Raw genomic sequence first — 22,388 nt, 5'->3', positions numbered from 1 at the left:
TATGACAAAGCTAATTAAGAACTTAAAGCCTTACAAGCTAACTATCCTTATACTCCTCGTGGTGCTTGTAATTCAGGCCTTTGGTGATATTTCGATTCCTGGCTACATGCAGAAGATGATCGACACTGGAGTCCAGAACAAGGGAATAGAACATATTTTGCCTACTAAGGTTTCTGAGACTGAATATAGTGAAGCTCAAATCTTCATGACGGATAGTGAGAAGGAGAGCTGGACTGATGCTTATAAAAAGATGGGTGACACATATACTCTTGTGGTTAAGGATGATGACAAGCTTGAGAAGCTAGACAGTAAATTTCTTAAACCGATAGTTCTTAGCTATCAGCTCGGACACATGACAGTTAAGCAGTTCAAGAAGACGGTTAAGGAACAATTATCGGCGAGACCGGAGTCTAAAACTCTTGCTGCCCGCATCGATGATATGTCTGTTGATGAAATCGCCAAGCTTATGAAGGTTGATATCAGATCGTTTAAGGCGAAGGATCAGAATGGCAAGGAGCACACATATGTAGATATGCGTCCGATGATTCGGGCGAGGATTGCTAGCGGACAGATGGATGAGGCTACTATTAGTAAATCAAAAAAGGATATGGATAAGACGATTTCTTCTGTTGGAGATAGGACGCTCAAGTCTATGGGAATCGCTTATGCAACAAGTGCAGCTGAGTCTGCAGGCGTTAACATAGACAAGGTGCAAAAAGCTTATCTATGGGACATAGCCCTCAAGATGATGCTCGTAACGCTGGTTATGATTTCGGCAGCAGTTATCGCCTCGTACATCGCTTCGAAGATAGGAGCGAAGATAGGTATGACGCTGAGAAAAGAGGTATTTGAAAAGGTAATGAGCTTCTCGAATGCCGAGATGGACAGCTTCCAGACATCGTCGCTGATTACAAGAGCTACAAATGATGTACAGCAGGTTCAGATGACTACGACAATTATGCTGCGTATGGTGCTATATGCGCCAGTGCTTGCAGCTTGGGGTATATACAAGGTTGTCGAGACCGGTGCCCATATGAGCTATGTAATAGCGCTGGGAGTAGCTTCGGCAATAGTCTTGGTGGTGATACTGATGGTCATCGCACTACCAAAATTCCGCATCATGCAGGAACTCGTAGATGCGCTAAATAGCGTTTCTCGCTCGATACTCACCGGCATTCCAGTAATTCGTGCATTCGGCAGAGAGAGTTCCGCGGAAAAACGTTTTGATAAGGCGAATAGTAATCTTAAGAAGACGCAGCTTTTTACAAACAGAGTGATGACATTCATGCCGCCTCTACTCATGCTGCTGATGAATTTTCTGGGTGTGGCAATCATCTGGGTTGCTTCACATAGAATTGATACAGGTGATATGCAGGTAGGCTCGATGACAGCATTCCTCACTTATTCAATGATGATCGTCATGTCATTCATGATTCTCACCGTAATGTCGATACTCATTCCAAGAGCGGGAGTTGCGGCAAACAGAATCGATGAAGTTATAAAGTCTGAATCATCAGTGCTAGATAGACCTGATGCAGTAGAGCTTAAGGAAATCATGGGAAGACTCGAGTTTGATAACGTTTACTTTAGGTATTCCAATGCTGAAGAAGATGTAATATCAGGCATTAGTTTTACAGCTGAACCAGGAGAAACCACCGCGATTATCGGTAGTACGGGTTCAGGCAAGAGTACAATAGTGAACCTGATTCCGAGGTTCTTTGATGTAACAGATGGAAGCATTAAGCTCGATGGCAGAGATATAAGAAGCTTAAGTATGAAGTCTCTAAGAAGTCATATTGGTTTCGTACCACAGAAGGGAATTCTATTCTCGGGTACTATCGATTCAAATATCAGATTTGGAAATGAAGATGCTACTCCCGAAGAGATTCGTAAGGCCGCGGAGGTAGCGCAGGCTCTCGAGTTCATTGAGGAAAAGGAATATGGATTTGAAAGTGCTATCGCACAGGGTGGGTCGAACGTTTCAGGTGGACAGAAGCAGAGACTATCAATCGCGAGGGCAATTGCCAAAAATCCAAAGATTCTTGTGTTCGACGACAGCTTCTCTGCACTCGATATGAAGACGGATGTAAAGCTCAGAAAAGTGCTCGCCCAGTACGAGAAGGATGCGACTAAAATCATTGTTGCGCAGCGCGTCGGCACAATTATGGATGCCGAGCAGATAATAGTCCTCGACGATGGTGAGATTGTCGGAAAGGGCAGGCATAGAGAACTGCTCAAGACATGCGAAGTGTATAAGCAGATTGCTGAATCTCAGCTTTCGAAGAGCGAACTGGAGGTGGAATAATGGCAGAGAATACGAAAATTAAACCAGCTCCGGCAAAGAAGCATGGGCACAGCCAAGAAGTTGGAGCAGCTGCCGAGAAGCCAAAGAATTTCGGCAAGTCGATGAAGCAAATAATCAGTTACAGCGGCAATTATAAATATACATTTATTGTCGTAATCTTCTTTGCAATTGCAGGCACAGTATTTCAGGTTATAGGACCTAAGGTTATGGGCCGTGCGACCACAGTGTTGGCAGAAGGACTGATGTACAAGATTAAAGGTACTGGAACTATTGATTTCACGACGATTGGCAAGATTCTAGCTCTAACCGTTGCGCTGTATGCACTTAGTTCGATACTCAGCTTCATCCAAGGCTGGATTATGACAGGTATAACTCAGAAAATCGTGTATAACATGCGCCGCGACATCTCGGAAAAGATTAATCGCATGCCGATGAAGTATTTCGAGAGTCATCAGTACGGTGACGTGCTGTCGAGGATTACTAATGATGTTGACACTTTGGGAACAGGTTTAAACCAGAGCGTGACAACGATTATTACATCCGTAGCAACGATAATCGGTGTAATAGTTATGATGCTTACCATTTCGCCACTCATGACACTGATTTCAGTTATCACGATTCCTATTTCCACAGTACTGCTCGGCTTTATCATCAAGATGTCACAAAAGCATTTTAAGATGCAACAGGAATATCTTGGAAATATCAACGGTCAGATTGAAGAGAATTTTTCGGGTCAGCTCGTAATCAAGGCGTTCAATAAAGAGGCGTCAGTAGAGAAGACTTTTAAAGAGACCAACGAGATGCTCTATGAGTCGGCGTGGAAGTCGCAGTTTATATCTGGTGTTATGCAGCCGGTGATGATGTTCGTCGGAAATCTAGGATACGCTGGTGTTGCTATATCGGGAGCTATGCTCGCTATCAAAAACGTGATTGGCATCGGAGACATCCAAGCGTTTATCCAGTACGTTCGAAATCTCACACAGCCACTGTCTCAGGTTGCACAGGTTATGAATCAGGTGCAGTCGATGGGTGCAGCAGGAGAGCGTGTATTTGAATTCCTAGCCGAGGAAGAGGAACCTGTTGAGCCTGAAAATACAATCGAAGACCTTGATGTAGAAGGATATGTGGAATTTGAGCATGTTAAGTTCGGCTACGATTCTGAGCAGGTTATCATCAATGATTTCAACGCGAGCGTTAAGCCAGGTCAGAAAATTGCTATCGTAGGACCAACTGGTGCGGGCAAGACAACTATTGTCAAGCTCCTAATGAGGTTCTACGATGTAAATGCAGGTGTGATTAAAATCGATGGCATAGATATCCGAGCGATGAGTCGTCATGGTCTAAGAGATAACATCGCCATGGTACTTCAAGATACGTGGCTGTACTCCGATACGATTATGGAGAACATCAGATATGGAAATCAGGATGCGACGGATGAAGAGGTTATAGCAGCTGCTAAGGCGGCAAGGGCGGATCGATTCATCAAGACTCTGCCAGGTGGATACAACATGGTTTTAAACGAAGATGCGACCAATATCTCAGAAGGGCAGAAGCAGCTAATCACAATTGCAAGAGCGATTCTCGCAGACAGAAAGCTATTGATTCTTGATGAAGCTACATCTTCGGTAGACACGAGAACTGAAGTCAGAATTCAGGAAGCCATGGATAATCTGATGAAGGGACGCACGACGTTTGTTATAGCTCATAGGCTATCGACTATCAGAAATGCAGACCTTATACTCGTGATGAACCACGGTGATATAATAGAGCAAGGAACGCATGACGAACTTCTCGCGAAAGACGGGGCCTATGCAGATCTATATAACTCGCAATTTGACGAAGTGGAGGCATCGTAATGGGGAAGGCTAGACTAAGTACGCTGTGCTATATCGAAAAGGATGATTGCTATCTAATGCTGCATCGCATCACCAAGGCAAATGATATCAACCATAATAAATGGATTGGTGTCGGTGGTCATTTCGAGGATAGAGATAGTCCCGATGACTGTTTGCTTCGTGAAGTGCGTGAAGAGACGGGGTACACCCTTACCGAGTACAAATTTCGCGGCATAGTTACCTTCATCTACGGAAGCGGTGATAATGAGATGATTGAGTACATGCATCTATTTACAGCAACTGGATTTGAAGGTGAGGCTGTGCCGTGTGATGAAGGCGTACTCGAGTGGGTGCCAAAGGATAAGCTGCTAGGCCTCGAACTCTGGGAGGGCGATAAGATATTTCTCAGATTCCTTAATGAACGAGATGATTTTTTCTCGCTTAAGCTCGTATATAACGAGAACGATGAGCTGATAGAAGTTGCGCTCGATGGTAAGCCTATATAAGGTGCTCTAAGAGAGTAAAACTCAAAATGAAAGACCTGGGAGCTGGAACAATGTGATTCCATATCCTAGGTCTTATATTATCTATCCGTAAATTATACTCTAATCTTAGCGATGTAGTGAGCATTTGCAGGAAGCTGCAGATCCCTACCAGGTTCATCGAAGCTCCACATCTTAACGCCAGCTCTAGTTGAGTCGAGAACTGCATAGAAGTTGAACATTGCAATACCGTAGTTGAGAAGCTGGTCCTCTGCTGTTGTGAGTTCGTCATCTAGTCCGATTAGCGATACGATATCGTCATCAACGATTACTCTGTATGGCTGGCGGTTAAAGAATGACTGTGCAACAGCGATTGATAGTAGTGCATCCTCTAGCTCTGTGTATAGAAGCTCCATGTTAACCGGCTCTCCGTATACTTTGTAAGAAAGTAGATCCTGCATGCTGATTTTTGGTGCAACCTTCTTCTCGCAAGAAACCATTGTAACGTTGGATGGGCTCTTGATATCGAGACGAACGTCCTTCTTGGCCTTGTTGCCGTGTCCAAATGCGACAAATACTGCAAGAGTCTTATCTGTATCTATACCGAGTGCGCCTTTAGCAGCTTCAGCATCGTTTATTGTTAGCCAGCAAGCGTCAAAGCCGAGCTGTGTTAGCTTAAGAGTTAATCCCTGTGCGATAAATCCAGCGTTCTCTAGGTAGTGAGGTGCATCCTCAGAGTATAGAGCTAGGTAGTTTGGTGCCTTTACTGTAAAGCCGTTATATCCTACACTGTTTCCAATAAAATCCACTACATCACCGCTAAAGAAGTGAAGTTCTGTAGCAATCTCAGGAATCAGTCTAGGAACTACTTCGTTGTAGGCTTTGATTTCCTCAACTGAAGCAGCGTCAACTACTGTATCTGCGAAATCGCGGCACGACTGGCGGCGAGAAACAATTTCATCATAATATCTTAAGTATTCCATAAAGTTCTCCTTTCAAGTCCATACATAGAACCATAATATCAATTTTGCACAATTAGTACAAGACGGATAATGAATATATTTCTTAAATACTATAAAAAAACAATGGCACGAACAGGACAAACGGGTGCGCAGTAACCACATCGAACACATTTTTCAACGTTAATCTCAGCTAGTCCGTCGTCATTCCAATATATCGCTTCGCTTACACAGCGAGCCTTGCAAGTGCCACAGCCCTCGCAGTCACTTTGGTCGACCATCATGCGCTTGTTGCTGATGTCAGGGCGATAATCACTGTCAAGATTTCTCTCAAAGTAATTGACTGCAGCATCGACTTCCTCTAGACTTCCCATGCCTAGCATCACGGCATCAACACCATCTAATGAAGTGACATAGTCGAGACAATCGACGTAATCTTCGATGATATTTCCACCGCCAAAAGCCTTCATGGTGAACACGCCAATCCCTCGCTGTGAACAAAGCTTTATCGCTTCTTCCATGTCCTCGCGGGTACCTGGTCCATCGCCATTTCTGATACCCATGCCAGCTTTATTGATAAGAGGAAAGACTATGTCACACGATTCAAACTTTGCCATCGCCTTGCAGGCATCGACATGGTGTGTCGAAATTCCAATAGCTTTAATCAATCCAGCAGCTTTCTTATCCTGTAGAGCCTTCCAAGCCTCGCTTCTATCTGCAAGGTCTGTGGTACCTCGAACCTCGTGAAGCAGGAATATGTCTATCTGCTTAAGTCCGAGTGCTAGAAGGCATTCGTCAACTGCAGCAGCAGCACGTTCGTAGCCAGTTTCGAGTGTCTTGCTACAGACAATCGGCATCTCAAGTTTTTCATCTGATTTAATTATATCTAATGCGGGTTTTAAGTATCTGTATGTGTCGTAATATTGAGCCGTATCGAGAAAATTAATTCCTCTCCTCACCGCATGTACGATGATTCGTGAGCCTTCGTCAATCGAAAGATTCTTTTGCGAAAAACCCATAGTGAGTGTTCCCATACCAACTTCAGAAACCTTTATGCCCGATAATCCTAATCTAATTCTTTTCATATCATAATTTTAACACGCAACTGATGTATAATACACATTAAGTTTAGAATGAAGTAGTGTTGATTTTTGCTAAGCGACACTCGTAACAGGGGAACCAGATGTCAATAAAAGGGTATGATTTGCAGTTTTTGAAAAAAGATATTCCAGCCGGAATCATCATCGCGCTCGTATCTATTCCGATTTCCATCGGTTATGCGCTCGTTGCGGGGCTACCGCCGATTTACGGACTATACGGCTCATTACTACCGATACTGGTTTACGGGATTATAACGAGTTCACCGAGATTTGTATTTGGTGTAGATGCTGCACCTGCTGCTCTCGTCGGAGGTATGCTCTACTCGATGGGCATAGCGTATCAATCGGAAGAGGCTGTACAAATCATCCCTGTTATTACGCTGTTTACGGCAGCTTGGATATTACTAGCTCGAATCGTTGGTCTGGGAAGATTGGTGAAATATATCTCGTCACCAGTTATGGGCGGCTTTATAACAGGTATCTGCTCTACGATAATACTGATGCAGATTCCGAAACTATTTGGTGGAGATTCTGGAAGAGGAGAACTACACGAACTCCTCAATCACATATATAAATCAGCAAGTTCTGGAATTCACGTTCCATCGTTAATTCTAGGACTCGGAACGATTATCATAATTTTAGGGTCCAAAAAGGTTATTCCAGCGATTCCAATGAGTGCTGTCATGATGTTCGTCGGAGCAGGGCTTACTTACTTTATGGATCTGGAGAGCTATGGAGTGAAGCTCCTGCCTGAGGTGAAGTCTGGTCTACCAGCTATCGTAAATCCAGATGTTACGCTAGTTCATGGTAATGTCAGAACGATGATGCTGCAAACTCTTATTATCGCTATAGTTATCATCTCGGAGACACTTCTAGCCACAAATAATTTTGCTCTCAAGTACGATGACAAGATTGATAACAACAGAGAGATTCTAGCATATGCCATGAGCAATCTAGCGGGCGGCCTCGTTGGTTGCTGCCCGGTAAATGGAAGTGTTTCAAGAAGCAATATCGCCGATCAATTCGGCGTGAAGTCTCAGGTGATGTCGATATCAGCGGCATTTACGATGATGATAATCCTTATTTTTGGAACTAGCTTTATCCACATGCTCCCTGTACCAATACTTACTGCGATAGTGATATCTGCACTTATCAGTAGTACGGAATTCGACCTAGCTGCAAAGCTACGTAAGGTTGATAGGACTGAGTGGAGGATTTTCTACGTGGTAATGTTCACAGTTCTGATTTTTGGAACGATTTATGGAGTTCTTATCGGCATTATCCTATCGTTTGTGACGGTAATCATCAGAGCATCGAATCCTCCTAGAAGCAGACTCGGGTACATACCTGAAAAAGACCAGTTCTATCCTGTCGATAGAACTACGGGAACTCGTGAGGTTAAGGGCGCTTTGATATATAGATTTGGTGGGGCGCTGTTCTTCGCTAATGCAAATACTATCAAGGATGAGATTGATGATCTTGTTACCGATGATATGAAGGCGGTTATCATAGATGCCAGCGGAATTACGAGCATCGATGTTACAGCGGTTGAACGTCTTATGATTCTATATAATAAATATAAGGAGCGTGGTATTAAGCTGTTCCTGACAGAGCACTCGGGAAATCTCAATGACCAGCTACGTGCATTTGGCGCGGACCAGATGTTTAAGGACTATGCGATAGTTCCTCATATATATCAGGCGCTAAAATCCGTGGGAATAAATAAGCCATATAAGCTTGGTGACTGCGAAGGTAACGTATGTTACATACCGATTAGCGGCTCTGCCGGCAGCGCCCAGATTGCGGAGTTTGAATGGGCATACGGAGATCAGGCAGAAGCTAGGATGGAGGAGGTTGCTAACTCGCTCGCGGATAAGCTGATTAACCTTGAGGAAGTGGATGAAGATATGATTCGTGAAGCCGAGCGAAATGCACTTGGCAGCAATTGGAGTGAAATCGATGAAGAGACATTTCTGGATTTCCTCGAGTTTCAGCTCGCTCATCTCCTTGAACTCGGCAAGATTGACCTCGAGAAATTCCAGCGAGTGCGTGAGAAGATTTTGCTATATCATGCAAAGCTAGACTTACAGATTAACGACAGAAACTCTGAAGAGCTCGACGAGATTATCAGAACGAGAATGATTCGCGAAGAGCAGTTCAAGAGCAGATTCCCAGATGCGTACCATGCATTTGCTGAGGAGAGAGCTCGTCACAGAGAGATTATAAAGCGAGATTATCCAGTGCTGTGGGAGAAAATAAAGAGGATTCGCGAAGAAGGTCCAGATAAAGAGAAACTACGCGAGAAGCTTAATGAAAATCTTCATGACAAGCACATGCTACCAGGTCTAAACGAACTTGAGCACCTAGTGGATGGAGTCAAAGAGTATTTTCAAAGGAAAAAGTTAAAATAGAAATTCAGAAAGGCAAAATCATTATGCGACTATACATTCTTAGACATGGGCAGACTAATTTCAATGGTGAGAAGCGCTTTCAAGGGCGTATGCAGACTGAACTCAATGATGTTGGAATTGCTCAATCAGAGAAAGTTGCAGAGCTATTTAAGGAAAGTGGAATCAAGTTTGACAAGGTGTTCTGTAGCCCGCTTGAGAGAGCGATTAAGACTGGAGAGATTGCAACTGGTTTAACTAGAGATAAGTTCATAATCGACGATAATCTCACCGAAATTGATTTCGGAACAAACGAGGGACGTAAGTACGAGGAGATTAAGGGAGAAAAAAGCAATATTTTTCTGTCGCCAGAGACTTACATGCCACCGAAGGGAGGCGAATCACTAGAGACACTTAAATTCAGGGTTAAGCGATTCCTCGAGAGGGTGCGAGATGAAAACAGCGAAGGCAACATTCTTGCAGTATCTCACGGTACGGCAATTCACATGATGCTTCTCTATATGAGAGGCATGGAATTCAGTGATTTGTGGACAGAGCATGTCGGAAACTGCAATGTTAAAGTTGTCGATGTCGAAGGTTGGGAACTTAAAGTCAGGGATGACCTGCAGATTGAAACTGATAAATATATAAAATAAATAATTTACTATATAAAAGGAGGTAAGGCATGAGAGGCATTATTGATGTTGGTGGCGGAACGCGTGATATATTTGGAGCTGGAGTATTCGACTACTTCCTTGAGTATGGAGAGGCTTTTGACAGGTGCTATGGTGTATCAGCTGGCTGCGCTAATATAGCATCATTCCTTGCAGGACAACAACACAGAAATTATGAATTTTATACGGAATATGCTATGCGAAAGGAATATATGAGTCTTGATAATTTCATTAAGACAGGTTCATATGTTGATTTAGATTATGTATATGGCACACTGTCTAACAGTTATGGTGAATATCCACTAAATTTCGAAGTTCTTAAGAACAATCCATCAGAATTCATAATAATTGCTGCTGAAGCAAATACTGGCAAGACTAAATACTTTACAAAAGCCGATCTAAACTATAATAACTATGCACCTATAAATGCGTCTAGCTGCGTACCGGTTGTAAATAAACCTTATAAGATAGATGGTGTGGAATATTTTGATGGGGGTATAGCAGACCCAATCCCATATAAGAAGGCATTAGATGATGGATGCGATGAACTCGTAATTATCTTAACTAGGCCAAAGGACAGTTATCGCGTGGGAAATAGCGATAAGAGGATGGCACAGGTACTGGCAAGGCAGTATCCTAAGGCGGCTGAGCTATTAGAGCATAGAGCTGAAATATATAATATTCAGCTGGATGCTGTTAAGAAGCTGGAAGAGGAGGGCGTGGCTACGATAATTGCGCCTAAAAGTATTGGTAAGCTCAAGACGCTGACTAGGGATATAGATAAGCTAAAGTCGCTTTATAGAAAAGGACTGGTCGCTGCTAAGAATGCGAATATAAAGTAATCGCTGTGAACGACTATGTACATACTCATGTGCGTGTTTGTACATAGCTCACGAGAAGTTAGAAAAGCAACTAAATAAGAAAACATACAGGAGCAATTACTCCTGTATGTTTCTTGATTTAACAGAATGGGCTTTTAACCCTTGCAATAACAGTAGGGGTATGATATCATACAAAAGTTATTACGGACGGTCCTCTAGCTATGCAAGTAACGAGCGAAGCTCGAAGAAGAAACATGCTACGAACGTCTTTGAGAGGGAGGAGGAATAACGATGAATATTTTAGATCAGATTACACAGGACTATAAGAAGAATGATGTTCCTGAGTTCAATGTCGGTGATACTGTAAAGGTACACGTTAGAATTATCGAGGGACAGAGAGAGAGAATCCAGGTATTCGAAGGATACGTACTCAAGATGCAGAATGGCGGCATTTCTCAGACTTTCACTGTAAGAAGACTTGCACAGGGAATCGGTGTTGAGAAGACTTTCCCAATACATTCACCTAAGGTTGACAAGATCGAGGTAGTTAAGAAGGGCCGCGTTAGAAGAGCTAAGCTTAATTACATGCGTGAGAGAACAGGTAAGGCTGCAAGAATCAAGAAGGCGAACTAGTTTTAGCTTACAAGTAAGGATAATGATGCATACCTCGGCAGATTGCTGTGGTATGCATTTTTCTTAGGAGAAAATATGATTAATAACATTAACTGGTATCCAGGGCACATGAAGAAGACACGCGAGCTCATACAGGAGAATCTCAAGGCTGTAGATCTCGTAGTAGAAATAGTAGATAGCAGGATTCCGCTATCTAGTAGAAACCCAATAATAGATGAGCTAATCTCTGGCAAAAAACGTGTGGTAATTCTCGGAAAGTGCGATCTCGCCGATAAGCAAGCGACTGACGAGTGGAAGCGATATTTTGAGATGGCTGGAGATATTGCGCTGCCTGTCGATTCCAGAAATGGTGACAATATAAAAGCTTTTTACAAGGTTTTAGATAAGTATCAGATAGAGCGAAATAAGGCACGTGCTCTCAAGAGACCGCTTCGCATGATGATTGTAGGAGTGCCTAATGTTGGCAAGTCTTCTTTTATCAACAGACTTATCGGCAAGAAAAGTGCCAAGACAGGAGATAGACCTGGTGTTACCAAGGGAAAGCAGTGGGTTACACTTGAAAACGGCATGCAGCTTCTCGATACACCGGGAATTCTCTGGCCGAAGTTCGAGGATCCTCATGTAGGTCTCAACCTTGCATTTTGCGGAAGTATCAAGGACGAGATTCTGAATGTGCAAGACCTCGCATTTGAACTACTGAAGGTTCTTAGAGCGAACTACCCGGATGAACTTATTGCGAGATATAAGCTTGACGGTCTTATGGGTGATAACGAGGAAGAATATAACGAGTATGGAGAACCTATAGATCCTGTACTAGCTGACATGGAAGCGATTGCTCTAAAGCGAGGCTTTATCCAGTCTGGAAAGCGCATCGACTACGAGAGAACTGGTCGTACGATTCTAGATGAATTTAGAGCTGGAATCATAGGCAACATCACACTGGAGAGATTAAATCAGAAGTAGTATGAAATGTAACGCAGCTGGGTGTGCCTGCGCTGTTATAAGAGTTGAGAATCTAACTATGACGAAGCAAGAACGTGAAGAGAAGAAAATGAAAAGGATGCATGAGCTACTTCAGATTGAAGATGAGCTCCGTGAGTCCGGAATTAAAAATATCGCGGGTATAGATGAAGTAGGCCGCGGACCGCTTGCTGGGCCTGTTTATGCGGCATGTGTTGTCTTGCCATCGGATTTTAGAGTGCCTGGAGTTGATGATTCCAAGAAGGTAAGTGAGAAGCAGCGAGAGAAGCTTTACAAGGAAATATGTGAAGGTGCAGTAGCTTACGGAATAGGTATTGCGACGGCAAAAGAAATCGATGATATCAACATCCTTAATGCTACGAAGTTAGCGATGCACCGTGCTATTACAGAAGTGCAGAATAAGCTTCCAGACGGAGAAAATATCGAAATGCTACTAATAGATGCGGTAGATTTAGAGGCTGAGGGCATAGCACAGAAGCCGATAATAAAAGGTGATGCTACATGCTACTCTATCGCGGCAGCGTCGATAGTCGCAAAAGTCTCAAGAGATTCATTTATGAAAGAGATTGATACTGAATATCCAGGGTATGGATTTGCTAGCAACAAGGGGTACGGAACGGCTACTCATTATGATGGTCTACACAACCTCGGAATTTCTCCGATTCATCGCAAATCATTTCTCAAAAAGTTCAAGGCAAGTGAGGAAAGTAAAATGGCTAAGAAAAAGTTTTATGCGGTAAAAGTCGGAAGGATTCCGGGTATCTATGGTACTTGGGATGAGTGCAAGATGCAGGTTGACGGCTTCCCGAATTCTGAATATAAAGGATTTGCAAGACTTAGCGAAGCAGAGGAGTTTGTTGGTTCAGAAGTGCTTGAAAGCATGAAGCTTAAACCGAACTACTTCGCACAGGAAGAAGCTGAACCCAATGCACCATTGAAGGATGATGGTATCGTAAAAGCATATGTCGATGGCAGTTACGATATAGCGACGGGACATTATGCTTCTGGGGCGGTAATCCTTGTAGATGGTGAGACTGTAAAGCTTAACGAACTCTATACTGATGACGCTGGTAGCAAGTTAAGAAACGTCGCTGGTGAAATCAAGGGTGCAGAGCTAGCGATTAATTACTGCAAGGAGCATGGAATAGATTCGGTTGTCATCTACCACGATTATCTTGGCGTTGGGAAATGGGCAGACGATGAATGGAAGGCTAATCTCGACATGACGAGAGCGTACAAAGAGTACATTCGCGAGAACCGCAAATCTATGAAAATTAGTTTTGTAAAGGTCAAGGGTCACTCTGGCGATAAATACAACGAGCTTGCGGATGCGCTCGCAAAGGCGGTTCTCAATAAGTAGGGAGCTTCGAAATACCTACTGGAAGCCAACACAAAATGTGTTTTTAAATTAATTAAAATAATAAGTGTTATTGCATGTTTTATGTAATAACACTTTTGTCGTTTGGCTTAAAGAATGTACTAATTCTTTTGTCACTATGCTATAATATTAGTCGGTTTTGTACGTTAAAAATACGGAGGAAACAGTAGATATGCATACATTACTAAAGGGCGCACCCGTAAGGGATGCCATAGATCAGGATATTATTTCAAGAGTTAATGCGCTAACTGAAGCAGGCAATGCTCCTAAGATTGCTACTTTCAGAATCGGCGAGGACGATGGAGAGAAGTATTACGAGGGAGCTATCATCAAGAGAGCGGAAAAATATGGAATAGAATGCGAGTCTGTAGTTCTCGAAGAGACTGTGTCTCAGAGTGTTGCTGAGGAAGAACTCACAAGGATCAATAACGATGATAACATTGATGGAATCATCATGCTGATGCCATTTCCTAAAGGAATCGACGGTGAGTGCCTACGTGCGCTCCTGAATCCAGCAAAGGATATTGATGCGATTACTGATGCTTCTTATGCAAGTCTTTTTGCAAATGATCCTAACGCATTCTACGCTTGCACAGCGGAGTCTTGCATGGAGATACTGAAATTCTACGGTGTTGACCTCAAAAGTAAGCAGGTAACAATTGTGGGCAGAAGCATGAGAGTAGGTAAGCCGCTGATGCTCATGATGATGAATGCTAATGCAACGGTTACTGTGTGCCATACCAGAACTACAGATGAGAATCTTAGAGAAGCTTGTGAGAGAGCAGATGTTGTTGTACTCGCTACAGGCCAGATTGAGTCATATAGCCCAGAGCTATTCCATGACGGACAGATAATCATAGATGTCGGCACAGGCACTGGCAAGGACGGAAAACTCGCAGGCGACTTTGACTCCGGCGCGCTAGAAACTGAGGGTATGCCTACATCACTAAGCTATTCACCTGTTCCAGGTGGAGTTGGCACCGTAACGACTGCACTGCTCCTACGCAACGTAGTGAAAGCGGCAGAGCGTGCCTAGAGATATTTGATTAATAGGTCTTACAACAAACTTTGATTTTAAAGGACGTAAAGTGGGAATGAATATTACTAACGAGATACTCAATCCTGAAAGATTGAGTAAAAACAAGCTTGAGCTTGTAAGAGATAAAGACGCTTTTTTTCAAGAAATCGCTGACATCAGACTCGAGTATGAGGCTGCGATAAAAGAGATTTCTACTAAGCTGGAAATTCTCGACGATGATTTCAAGCAGCATGATGATCATGGTCCTATTCACCACATTCAGTACAGACTAAAGTCGGTCAACAGCTTATTCGACAAGGCTGAGAGATATGGCATAGAAGATCCGCTTAATAACCTCGCAGAGATTAGGAAGCAGATTTATGATATCGCAGGTGTTAGAGTTGTCTGCAATTATAGAGATGATATATATAGGTTATCGAGCTTGTTGCTCAAGCAGGAGGATATCAAGCTTATAAGGATTAAAGACTACAGCTCAAATCCTAAGGAAAGCGGCTATAGGAGCTTACATGTTGTCATAGAGGTTCCGATATTTCTCGTCAGCAAAAAAGTCTCGATTCCCGTTGAGATGCAGTTCCGCAGCATCGCCATGGATACGTGGGCGAGTTTGGAACATGAGCTTAAGTACAAGAATGAAGGTGCACTGAGCGAGGAGCTTCAGAACAAGCTGAAGATATGTTCAGAGATACTCGCAGATGTGGATAATAGGATGGAGAATATCAGACACGAAGTTTTTTCTGACGAATAAACGCACTTGAGCTGAACATATAGCGAATGCTTTACAGCTAGATATATGAAGCCGTAGAGATAGAATAATAGGAATTTAGGAGTAAAAAATGGGTAAAAATCTTGCTAAAACGTACGATCCCAAGAATTTTGAAGATCGTATTTATGAGATGTGGGAGGAGCATGGTTCTTTCAACGCAGAGGTGGATAGGGACAAGAAGCCATACTGCATAGTTATGCCGCCTCCAAACATCACAGGGCAACTTCATATGGGACATGCACTTGACCAGACGTTGCAGGATATCCTTATCAGATGGAAGAGAATGCAGGGATACAGCGCGCTGTGGTTACCTGGTAGCGACCACGCTAGTATCGCAACTGAGGTTAAGGTTAACAACGCTCTCCGTGAAGAGACCGGCAAGGATAAGAAAGACATAGGTAGAGAGGCGTTCCTCGAGCGCGCATGGAAGTGGAAAGAGGAGTATGGCGGCAGAATCACGAAGCAGTGCCGTAAGCTCGGAGACTCCTGCGACTGGCGTAGAGAGCGTTTTACAATGGACGAGGGCTGCAACAAGGCTGTAACAGAGCTTTTTATTAGACTCTATGAGAAGGACATGATATACAAAGGCAACAGACTTGTAAACTGGTGCCCAGACTGTATGACGTCTTTATCTGATGCTGAAGTTGAACACGAGGATGAGCAGGGTAAGTACTGGTACTTCCGTTATCCGGCAAAGGATGGCGGTGACGGTATCACCGTTGCTACATCGAGACCCGAAACTATGTTCGGTGACGTTGCAATCGCTGTAAGCCCTGAGGACGAGAGATACACTGACTTAGTAGGTAAGACAGTAATTCTACCTATTTTGAACAGGGAAATCCCTGTAATCGCAGATGAGTATCCAGATCCAGAGAAGGGAACTGGTGCTGTAAAGATTACTCCTGCTCACGATGCTAACGACTTCCTCGTAGGACAGAGACATGACCTTGAAATCATGTCCTGTATGAATGATGATGCTACGATGAATGAGCTAGCTGGTAAATACGAGGGAATGACCAGATATGAGTGCCGTAAGGCGTGGGTACACGATCTTAAAGAGGCTAGCTTCCTCGTTAAGATTGAAGATCTGAATATTCCAGTAGGAAAGTGCTATAGATGTCACAACGCCATTGAGCCGAAGCTTTCGGATCAGTGGTTTGTCAAGATGGAAGAACTCGCTAAGCCAGCAGTTGAGGCGGCAAAGTCTGGAAAGCTAAAGCATGTTCCAGAGAGATTTGAGAAGATTTATCTAAACTGGCTTAACGATATTCATGACTGGTGCATATCGAGGCAGCTATGGTGGGGTCACAGAATCCCAGCATATTACTGTGATGAATGCGATGAAATAGTCGTAAGTCATGAGATGCCAAGCGCATGCCCTAAGTGCGGATGCACACATTTCCATCAGGATGAGGACGTGCTTGATACTTGGTTCAGCTCTGGACTATGGCCTTTCTCAACGCTAGGGTGGCCTGAAAAGACGCCAGAACTCGATTACTTCTATCCTAATTCTGTAATGGTAACAGGATATGATATTCTATTCTTCTGGGTTATCAGAATGGTATTCTCAGCATGCGAAGTTATGGGAGAACCACCTTTTGAATATGTATTCCTACATGGACTCGTCAGGGATGAGCAGGGCCGAAAGATGAGTAAGTCGCTTGGCAACGGAATTGATCCACTTGAGGTAATCGATAAGGTTGGAGCGGATGCTCTCAGGTTTATGCTAATCACAGGTATCACACCTGGTAACGATACTCGATTCATATGGGATAGACTCGAGTCCTCACGTAACTTTGCTAACAAGCTTTGGAATGCGTCGAGATTTACGATTATGAATCTTCAGGATGATGACGGCAACCTACTGCCGATGGCAACTACTGAGGCGGCAGTGCTCAGAGATGAAGATAAGTGGATTATATCGCTTGTAAATGAAGCGGCGGCAGATATTACAAATTCGCTGGACAAGTTCGAGCTTGGACTCGCGGGTCAGAAGATATACGAACTAATCTGGGATGAATACTGCGACTGGTATATCGAGCTAATCAAGGCGAGATTATGGAGTGATGATGAGGAAGATAAAGCTACTGCGAGATTCGTTCTTCAGAGCGTTCTCAAGGATCTTCTCAAACTACTTCACCCATTCATGCCGTTTATTACAGAGGAAATCTGGGGATATCTACCAGCAGAATCAGATGCTGCCGAGAGCGAGGATAATCTACTCATTACAGCGTCATGGCCAACTTATGATGAAGCTAAGTCGTTTGCTGAATCTGTAGCAAGAATTGAGACTGCCAAAGAAATCATCAAGGCTATCAGAAATGCCAGAACAGAAGTGGATGCTGCGCCTAGTCGCAAGCTAAATCTGATTGTCAAGACAGATACACTTAAGGACACAATCGAAGCAATTTCTGCTCACATTCAGAAAATAGCCAACGTTGTAGAGATAGAAGTCGAGAGTACTGATAGCGAGACTCCTGATGGCGTAGTTTCAGCAGTATTCACAGGAGGAGAGCTCCTGATTCCGCTAGCTGACCTAGTTGACTTTGAAGCAGAGCGCAAGAGACTTGAGAAGGAGAAGAAGAGACTCGAAGATGAGGTTGCTCGTGTAGAGAAGAAACTCTCTAACCAGGGATTCGTTGCGAAGGCTCCTGCATCAGTAGTTGAAGAGGAGAAGCAGAAGGGCAATAAGTATCGCGAAATGCTGGAAACAGTAATCAAGAGACTTGAGTCCATGGGTGTACCAAGTGGCAAATAAAGCAAGTGAAGAACTTATTCAGCGCATATGGAGCATGACAGCCAAGAAGGGGCCGATTGGTCTTAAGAGGATGAGAAGGCTCCTTGAGCTACTAGGTAACCCAGAGAAAGAGCTTAAGGTCATCCATGTGGCAGGTACGAATGGGAAAGGCTCGGTGTGTCAATTCATGGCATCTATGCTTAGAGCTGCTGGCTATTCAGTAGGAGTGTTCACTTCGCCGCACGTGATGGAGTATAACGAGCGATTTGATATCGACAGGCAGTATATCAGTGACGATGACTTCTGCAGGATTGCCACATATGTGATGTCCTTTGCAGAACAGGTGAATGATGAAGGCTTCGGATACTTCTCGGAGTTCGAGATATTGACGTCTACGGCGCTGATGTATTTTAAGGAGCAGTCACCTGATATCGTGATTCTCGAGACGGGAATCGGCGGTAAGATGGATATGACAAATGTCATTTCTAACCCTCTCGTATCTGTGATCACCCAGATAGGCTTTGACCACGTAGACATGCTCGGAGATACGTTGACCGAGATTATAGAGGCAAAGGCTGGGATTATCAAAGAAGGTATTCCTGTTGTATCGGAATCTCCAGAACCTGAAGTAAAAAAGGTCATATCGGATACTGCCAAGGAAAAGAATGCAAAATTTATCGACGCATCGCTTGCTGAATACAAAATTAATGACTATTCTGAACTTATGAGCTTTGATTTTGAATTCACTGAAGGTCATGATGAAGTCAAGATGGACGGTGTCAAGATAGGGCTCATAGGTGAACATCAGATTAGAAATGCAATCACAGCATTGCTAGCTGTGAGATGTATTAGAAATCGCGGTTCAATAGCTATTGATGATTCGGAAATCAGGCAAGGTCTTGAAAATGCGAGAAACATGGGACGCTTCGAAATCCTCAGGAGTAACCCATACATAGTTATAGATGGTTCACACAATCCTCAAGGTCTCACAGCTGCGATGGCTACCTTAAAGGAACTTAGAGAGACCATTTTCAAGGATAAAAGGATATTGACAGTCTTCGGATGTTTTGCTGACAAAGAGTATCAGACTATGACAGAGATACTCAAATCTGGGCTTGCTACAGCTTATTGCCATGAAGTGATTGCAACAGAACCTGTAAGTCCAAGAGCTCTCAAAGCAGAAGAGCTCAAGACGCTTCTTGAAGACGAGAGCATCGCTGTGACAGCCATCAGCGATGAAGAAACAGCCTTTGATAGGGCACTTGCGTCTGGTGCAGACGTACTGCTCTTTTTAGGATCCATATATCTTATTGGAGATATAAGAATTTTTTTCAATCGAAAGGACGGGAAAATTAATGTTTGACAGAAATGGCTACGATGACAGCAGATATAACCTAGAAAATATCGCTGAAATTGCAAAGACATCTCCTGCCGTTGCTGCTCTAGTTGAGAAGGAGTACAACAGACAGAAGAACAACGTGGAGCTAATCGCATCCGAGAACTACTGTTCAGAAGCAGTTCTTGCTGCTTGCGGAAGCTGCCTATCATGGAAGTATGCAGAGGGATATCCTGCAAAGCCAGTTGCTAGACACTCCGGAAACAAGGGAAGATACTACGGCGGAACAAGATACGTTGACGAACTTGAAGAGTACTGCTGTGACAAGTGGAGAGAAGTATTCAACACAGATTATCACGTAAACGTGCAGCCACACAGTGGTTCACAGGCTAACTTTGCTGCTTACAACGCAGTACTAGAACCAGGTGATACAATCCTTTCACTCAACCTAGACAACGGTGGGCACCTAACTCACGGTTCATCGGTTAACTTCAGCGGTAAGTTCTTCGATGTTCATTTCTACAACGTAGATGATAATGGGTTTATCGATATGGCAGACCTCGAGAAGAAGGCTAAGGAGCTTAAGCCTAAGATGATCCTCACTGGTGCTAGTGCTTACTCAAGAATCATCGATTTTGAGAGGTTTGCTGAAATCGCTCAGAGCGTTGGTGCTCTATTTATGGTAGATATGGCTCATATCGCTGGTCTAGTTGCTGGTGGAGCACATCCATCCCCATTCGGATATGCTGACATCATTACGACAACAACTCACAAGACACTTAGAGGACCTAGAGGCGGAATGATCTTCTGTAAAGAAGAGTTCGCTAAGAAGATTGACAGTGCAGTATTCCCATTTGCACAGGGTGGTCCGCTCGAGCACATCATCGCTGGAAAAGCTGTTTGTGCTGAAGAAGCACTAAAACCTGAATTCAAGGAATATGCAGCACAGGTTGTAAAGAACTGCGCAGCATTTGCTGACGAAATGCTCAAGCTGGGATACAACATCGTTACAGGTGGAACTGATAACCACGTATTCCTTATCGACCTTTCGGACAAGGAATTCTCAGGTAAGGATCTTCAGAATGCATGTGACGAAGCTGGAATCACTCTCAACAAGAACTGTGTTCCTAACGAGAAGCGTTCCCCAATGCAGACAAGCGGTGTTAGAGTTGGAACTGCTCCAATGACAACAAGAGGATTTGTAGAAGCTGACTTTATCAAAGTTGCACACAGAATCGACGAAGTTGTTAAGAAGCTAGATGCTGAGAAGGCTGTAGAAGTAAAATAACTTTTGGTCTTCAATCACTAATTAAATTCGATACCCGGATTTGTTGATATACAAATTCGGGTAATGTATAATCAAAAAAAGAAAATAAAGGAGGACGATTCCATGGTTAAATTATTGGTAGGACACAAAGGTAAGGGGAAGACCAAGAAAATGATCGAGCTAGCTAATGCAAGCGTCGAGGAGACCAAGGGCAGCACCGTATTTATTAACAAGAATTCCAGACTTATCTACGATCTAGACTACAAGATTCGTGTAATCTGCATGGAAGATTTTGTTCACATAACTAACGAGGATGAGTATATCGGATTCATATTTGGTATCATCAGCTCGGATAATGACATTCAGACAATCTTTTTGGATGGTATCATGAGACATGCTGATTTCTCTCTAGATATTCTTCCAAGCTTCCTTTCGAAGGTTAAGGATATCTCGAAGGATTACGGCATAGACTTCGTAATCAGCATCAGTGCTGAACTCGAAGAGATGATCGGAGTTAACTTCGATGGAGTAGAGGTTCTTAACTGATTTTAATATGGACTTATAGCACAACCTGACTATCGATTTTCGATTTAGTCAGGTTGTTTTGTAATTAAATAACTATTGAATCTATCATAAAGTTTTAACCGCTTCGATGAATGCATCCACATCACCCTGTTTCGTGTACCAAGCGGTACAAAGTCTCATGCACTTATGAAACTCATCCACGGTCTCAATTTCAGACAGCAAATATTCTTCGCTAAGCGCTTTAATCTGTTCGTTCGTCATAATGAAGAACTGCTGGTTGGTCGGGCTATCTACGGCAAGTCTGATCCCTTTTGAAAGCACAGCAGCTTTGACATCTAGGGCCATTTTTACAGCTGGTTTAGCAATCTCGGTGTAGAGATTGTCTTTAATTAATGTATAGAACTGAAGTCCGAGAAGCCAGCCTTTGGCAAGGAGTGCACCGTGCTGCTTCTGATAGCTGAAGAAGTGAGGCTTTAGCTTGTCGTTAAGAATTACAACTGCTTCTCCAAATAACGCACCGCACTTTGTACCACCGATGTAAAATACATCGCAGTTATTCGCGAGGCATCTTAGGTCTACGTCACTATGAGGTGAGGCGAGTGCATAGCTTAATCTTGCACCATCCACGAACAGGTAGAAGCCGAACTCTGTACAAGCGGTACGAATCGCCTCGAGCTCCGACTTGCTATAGAGAGTTCCGAGCTCTGTCGGCTGCGAGATGTATACCATTTTAGGCTCCACTACATGACCTGGAGTTGGATTATGTACCTTAAGCACACCCTGTTCTCTAATCTGATCAGCAGTGATTTTGCCATCTGTTGATGGTAGCGCGATAACCTTATGGCGTGTGAACTCAATTGCGCCTGTCTCATGAACATTTACATGACCCGTATCCGCAGATATGACACCTTCAAAGCTCCTTAGAGCAATATCTATAATCGTCATATTAGTCTGAGTTCCACCGACCAAGTAGTGTACATCGGCAGAAGGACACTCGATAGCTCTACGAATCTCATCACTTGCTCGTTCGCACCATGAGTCGAGCCCATAACCAGCATATGAATTATATATATCTTCGTTTAGAGCTTTGATTATCTCAGGGTGAGCACTTCTGCTGTAATCGTTATCAAATTTAATCATCTTACACCTCAAATCTTGGTATCGTG

18 protein-coding genes are annotated in these 22,388 nt (G+C 43.5%); 15 read left to right on the top strand and 3 right to left on the bottom strand.

The annotated features are described in order from the left end of the window. Position 1 precedes the first annotated feature (1 nt). The 3 genes from AXF17_RS07430 to AXF17_RS07420 are packed head-to-tail and all read left to right on the top strand — an operon-like array spanning position 2 to position 4,646. Positions 2-2,305, top strand: a complete 2,304-nt coding sequence (locus AXF17_RS07430) for an ABC transporter ATP-binding protein (protein ID WP_094234472.1) — start codon at positions 2-4, stop codon at positions 2,303-2,305. Continuing rightward, complete coding sequence (locus AXF17_RS07425) at positions 2,305-4,161, top strand: ABC transporter ATP-binding protein (RefSeq protein ID WP_094234471.1); 1,857 nt, start codon at positions 2,305-2,307, stop codon at positions 4,159-4,161. Before AXF17_RS07430 ends, AXF17_RS07425 begins: the two co-directional genes overlap by 1 nt. Next, positions 4,161-4,646 carry an NUDIX hydrolase gene (locus tag AXF17_RS07420; RefSeq protein WP_094234470.1) on the top strand — a complete coding sequence of 162 codons (486 nt, stop codon included), beginning with the start codon at positions 4,161-4,163 and terminating at the stop codon, positions 4,644-4,646. Before AXF17_RS07425 ends, AXF17_RS07420 begins: the two co-directional genes overlap by 1 nt. A 92-nt stretch (positions 4,647-4,738) precedes the next feature. On the opposite strand, the gene AXF17_RS07415 is transcribed toward AXF17_RS07420, so the two are convergent. Both AXF17_RS07415 and AXF17_RS07410 read right to left on the bottom strand, forming a co-directional pair. Then, positions 4,739-5,605, bottom strand: coding sequence for a nitroreductase family protein (locus AXF17_RS07415; protein ID WP_094234469.1), 867 nt, complete (start codon positions 5,603-5,605; stop codon positions 4,739-4,741). 89 nt (positions 5,606-5,694) lie between these two features. After that, positions 5,695-6,666, bottom strand: coding sequence for an aldo/keto reductase (locus tag AXF17_RS07410; RefSeq protein WP_094234468.1), 972 nt, complete (start codon positions 6,664-6,666; stop codon positions 5,695-5,697). Between the two features lie 98 nt (positions 6,667-6,764). On the opposite strand from AXF17_RS07410, the gene AXF17_RS07405 reads away from it, so the two are divergent. The 12 genes from AXF17_RS07405 to AXF17_RS07350 all read left to right on the top strand — a co-directional run bounded on the left by AXF17_RS07405 (position 6,765) and on the right by AXF17_RS07350 (position 21,243). Continuing rightward, positions 6,765-9,092, top strand: coding sequence for a SulP family inorganic anion transporter (locus tag AXF17_RS07405; RefSeq protein WP_094234467.1), 2,328 nt, complete (start codon positions 6,765-6,767; stop codon positions 9,090-9,092). A gap of 23 nt (positions 9,093-9,115) precedes the next feature. Further along, on the top strand, positions 9,116-9,724 hold the full coding sequence (locus AXF17_RS07400) for a histidine phosphatase family protein (protein ID WP_094234466.1): 609 nt from the start codon (positions 9,116-9,118) through the stop codon (positions 9,722-9,724). Positions 9,725-9,753: 29 nt separating this feature from the next. Continuing rightward, positions 9,754-10,584, top strand: coding sequence for a patatin-like phospholipase family protein (locus AXF17_RS07395; RefSeq protein ID WP_094234465.1), 831 nt, complete (start codon positions 9,754-9,756; stop codon positions 10,582-10,584). A 270-nt stretch (positions 10,585-10,854) separates the two neighbouring features. Then, the gene (gene rplS, locus AXF17_RS07390) at positions 10,855-11,196 is read left to right on the top strand and encodes a 50S ribosomal protein L19 (protein ID WP_094234464.1); all 342 of its coding nucleotides are present in this window, start codon (positions 10,855-10,857) and stop codon (positions 11,194-11,196) included. A gap of 75 nt (positions 11,197-11,271) precedes the next feature. Then, positions 11,272-12,159, top strand: coding sequence for a ribosome biogenesis GTPase YlqF (ylqF, locus tag AXF17_RS07385; protein ID WP_094234463.1), 888 nt, complete (start codon positions 11,272-11,274; stop codon positions 12,157-12,159). A gap of 58 nt (positions 12,160-12,217) precedes the next feature. Beyond that, positions 12,218-13,537, top strand: coding sequence for a ribonuclease HII (locus AXF17_RS09305; protein WP_207651546.1), 1,320 nt, complete (start codon positions 12,218-12,220; stop codon positions 13,535-13,537). Between the two features lie 190 nt (positions 13,538-13,727). Further along, positions 13,728-14,591, top strand: coding sequence for a bifunctional 5,10-methylenetetrahydrofolate dehydrogenase/5,10-methenyltetrahydrofolate cyclohydrolase (locus tag AXF17_RS07375; protein ID WP_094234461.1), 864 nt, complete (start codon positions 13,728-13,730; stop codon positions 14,589-14,591). A gap of 58 nt (positions 14,592-14,649) precedes the next feature. After that, a complete protein-coding gene (locus AXF17_RS07370) occupies positions 14,650-15,339 on the top strand; it encodes a GTP pyrophosphokinase (RefSeq protein ID WP_094234460.1) in 690 nt (229 codons plus the stop codon). An 88-nt stretch (positions 15,340-15,427) separates the two neighbouring features. Beyond that, positions 15,428-18,115, top strand: coding sequence for a valine--tRNA ligase (locus AXF17_RS07365; RefSeq protein ID WP_094234459.1), 2,688 nt, complete (start codon positions 15,428-15,430; stop codon positions 18,113-18,115). Next, positions 18,105-19,457 (top strand): bifunctional folylpolyglutamate synthase/dihydrofolate synthase, encoded by a 1,353-nt coding sequence (locus tag AXF17_RS07360; RefSeq protein WP_094234458.1) that lies wholly within the window; start codon positions 18,105-18,107, stop codon positions 19,455-19,457. Before AXF17_RS07365 ends, AXF17_RS07360 begins: the two co-directional genes overlap by 11 nt. After that, entirely contained in the window at positions 19,450-20,718 is a 1,269-nt protein-coding gene (locus AXF17_RS07355; RefSeq protein WP_094234457.1) for a serine hydroxymethyltransferase, read from the top strand. Before AXF17_RS07360 ends, AXF17_RS07355 begins: the two co-directional genes overlap by 8 nt. A 102-nt stretch (positions 20,719-20,820) precedes the next feature. After that, entirely contained in the window at positions 20,821-21,243 is a 423-nt protein-coding gene (locus tag AXF17_RS07350) for a hypothetical protein (protein ID WP_094234456.1), read from the top strand. An 84-nt stretch (positions 21,244-21,327) separates the two neighbouring features. Here AXF17_RS07350 and AXF17_RS07345 read toward each other — a convergent pair whose 3' ends face one another. Then, complete coding sequence (locus tag AXF17_RS07345; RefSeq protein ID WP_094234455.1) at positions 21,328-22,362, bottom strand: threonine aldolase family protein; 1,035 nt, start codon at positions 22,360-22,362, stop codon at positions 21,328-21,330. Between the last annotated feature and the right edge of the window lie 26 nt (positions 22,363-22,388).

Origin of the sequence: Mogibacterium pumilum, from assembly GCF_002243385.1 — a bacterium.
GTDB lineage: Bacteria > Bacillota > Clostridia > Peptostreptococcales > Anaerovoracaceae > Mogibacterium > Mogibacterium pumilum.
This window is presented reverse-complemented; position numbering and strand designations above follow the sequence as displayed.

What these genes read in the sequence shown, in the direction of transcription:
- AXF17_RS07405 (WP_094234467.1), top strand. Translation starts at nt 6,765, where the DNA reads ATGTCAATAAAAGGGTATGATTTGCAGTTTTTGAAAAAAGATATTCCA.
- AXF17_RS07370 (WP_094234460.1), top strand. Translation starts at nt 14,650, where the DNA reads ATGAATATTACTAACGAGATACTCAATCCTGAAAGATTGAGTAAAAAC.
- AXF17_RS07400 (WP_094234466.1), top strand. Translation starts at nt 9,116, where the DNA reads ATGCGACTATACATTCTTAGACATGGGCAGACTAATTTCAATGGTGAG.
- ylqF (WP_094234463.1), top strand. Translation starts at nt 11,272, where the DNA reads ATGATTAATAACATTAACTGGTATCCAGGGCACATGAAGAAGACACGC.
- AXF17_RS07430 (WP_094234472.1), top strand. Translation starts at nt 2, where the DNA reads ATGACAAAGCTAATTAAGAACTTAAAGCCTTACAAGCTAACTATCCTT.
- rplS (WP_094234464.1), top strand. Translation starts at nt 10,855, where the DNA reads ATGAATATTTTAGATCAGATTACACAGGACTATAAGAAGAATGATGTT.
- AXF17_RS09305 (WP_207651546.1), top strand. Translation starts at nt 12,218, where the DNA reads ATGACGAAGCAAGAACGTGAAGAGAAGAAAATGAAAAGGATGCATGAG.
- AXF17_RS07425 (WP_094234471.1), top strand. Translation starts at nt 2,305, where the DNA reads ATGGCAGAGAATACGAAAATTAAACCAGCTCCGGCAAAGAAGCATGGG.
- AXF17_RS07415 (WP_094234469.1), bottom strand. Translation starts at nt 5,605, where the DNA reads ATGGAATACTTAAGATATTATGATGAAATTGTTTCTCGCCGCCAGTCG.
- AXF17_RS07350 (WP_094234456.1), top strand. Translation starts at nt 20,821, where the DNA reads ATGGTTAAATTATTGGTAGGACACAAAGGTAAGGGGAAGACCAAGAAA.
- AXF17_RS07410 (WP_094234468.1), bottom strand. Translation starts at nt 6,666, where the DNA reads ATGAAAAGAATTAGATTAGGATTATCGGGCATAAAGGTTTCTGAAGTT.
- AXF17_RS07345 (WP_094234455.1), bottom strand. Translation starts at nt 22,362, where the DNA reads ATGATTAAATTTGATAACGATTACAGCAGAAGTGCTCACCCTGAGATA.
- AXF17_RS07355 (WP_094234457.1), top strand. Translation starts at nt 19,450, where the DNA reads ATGTTTGACAGAAATGGCTACGATGACAGCAGATATAACCTAGAAAAT.
- AXF17_RS07365 (WP_094234459.1), top strand. Translation starts at nt 15,428, where the DNA reads ATGGGTAAAAATCTTGCTAAAACGTACGATCCCAAGAATTTTGAAGAT.
- AXF17_RS07375 (WP_094234461.1), top strand. Translation starts at nt 13,728, where the DNA reads ATGCATACATTACTAAAGGGCGCACCCGTAAGGGATGCCATAGATCAG.
- AXF17_RS07395 (WP_094234465.1), top strand. Translation starts at nt 9,754, where the DNA reads ATGAGAGGCATTATTGATGTTGGTGGCGGAACGCGTGATATATTTGGA.
- AXF17_RS07420 (WP_094234470.1), top strand. Translation starts at nt 4,161, where the DNA reads ATGGGGAAGGCTAGACTAAGTACGCTGTGCTATATCGAAAAGGATGAT.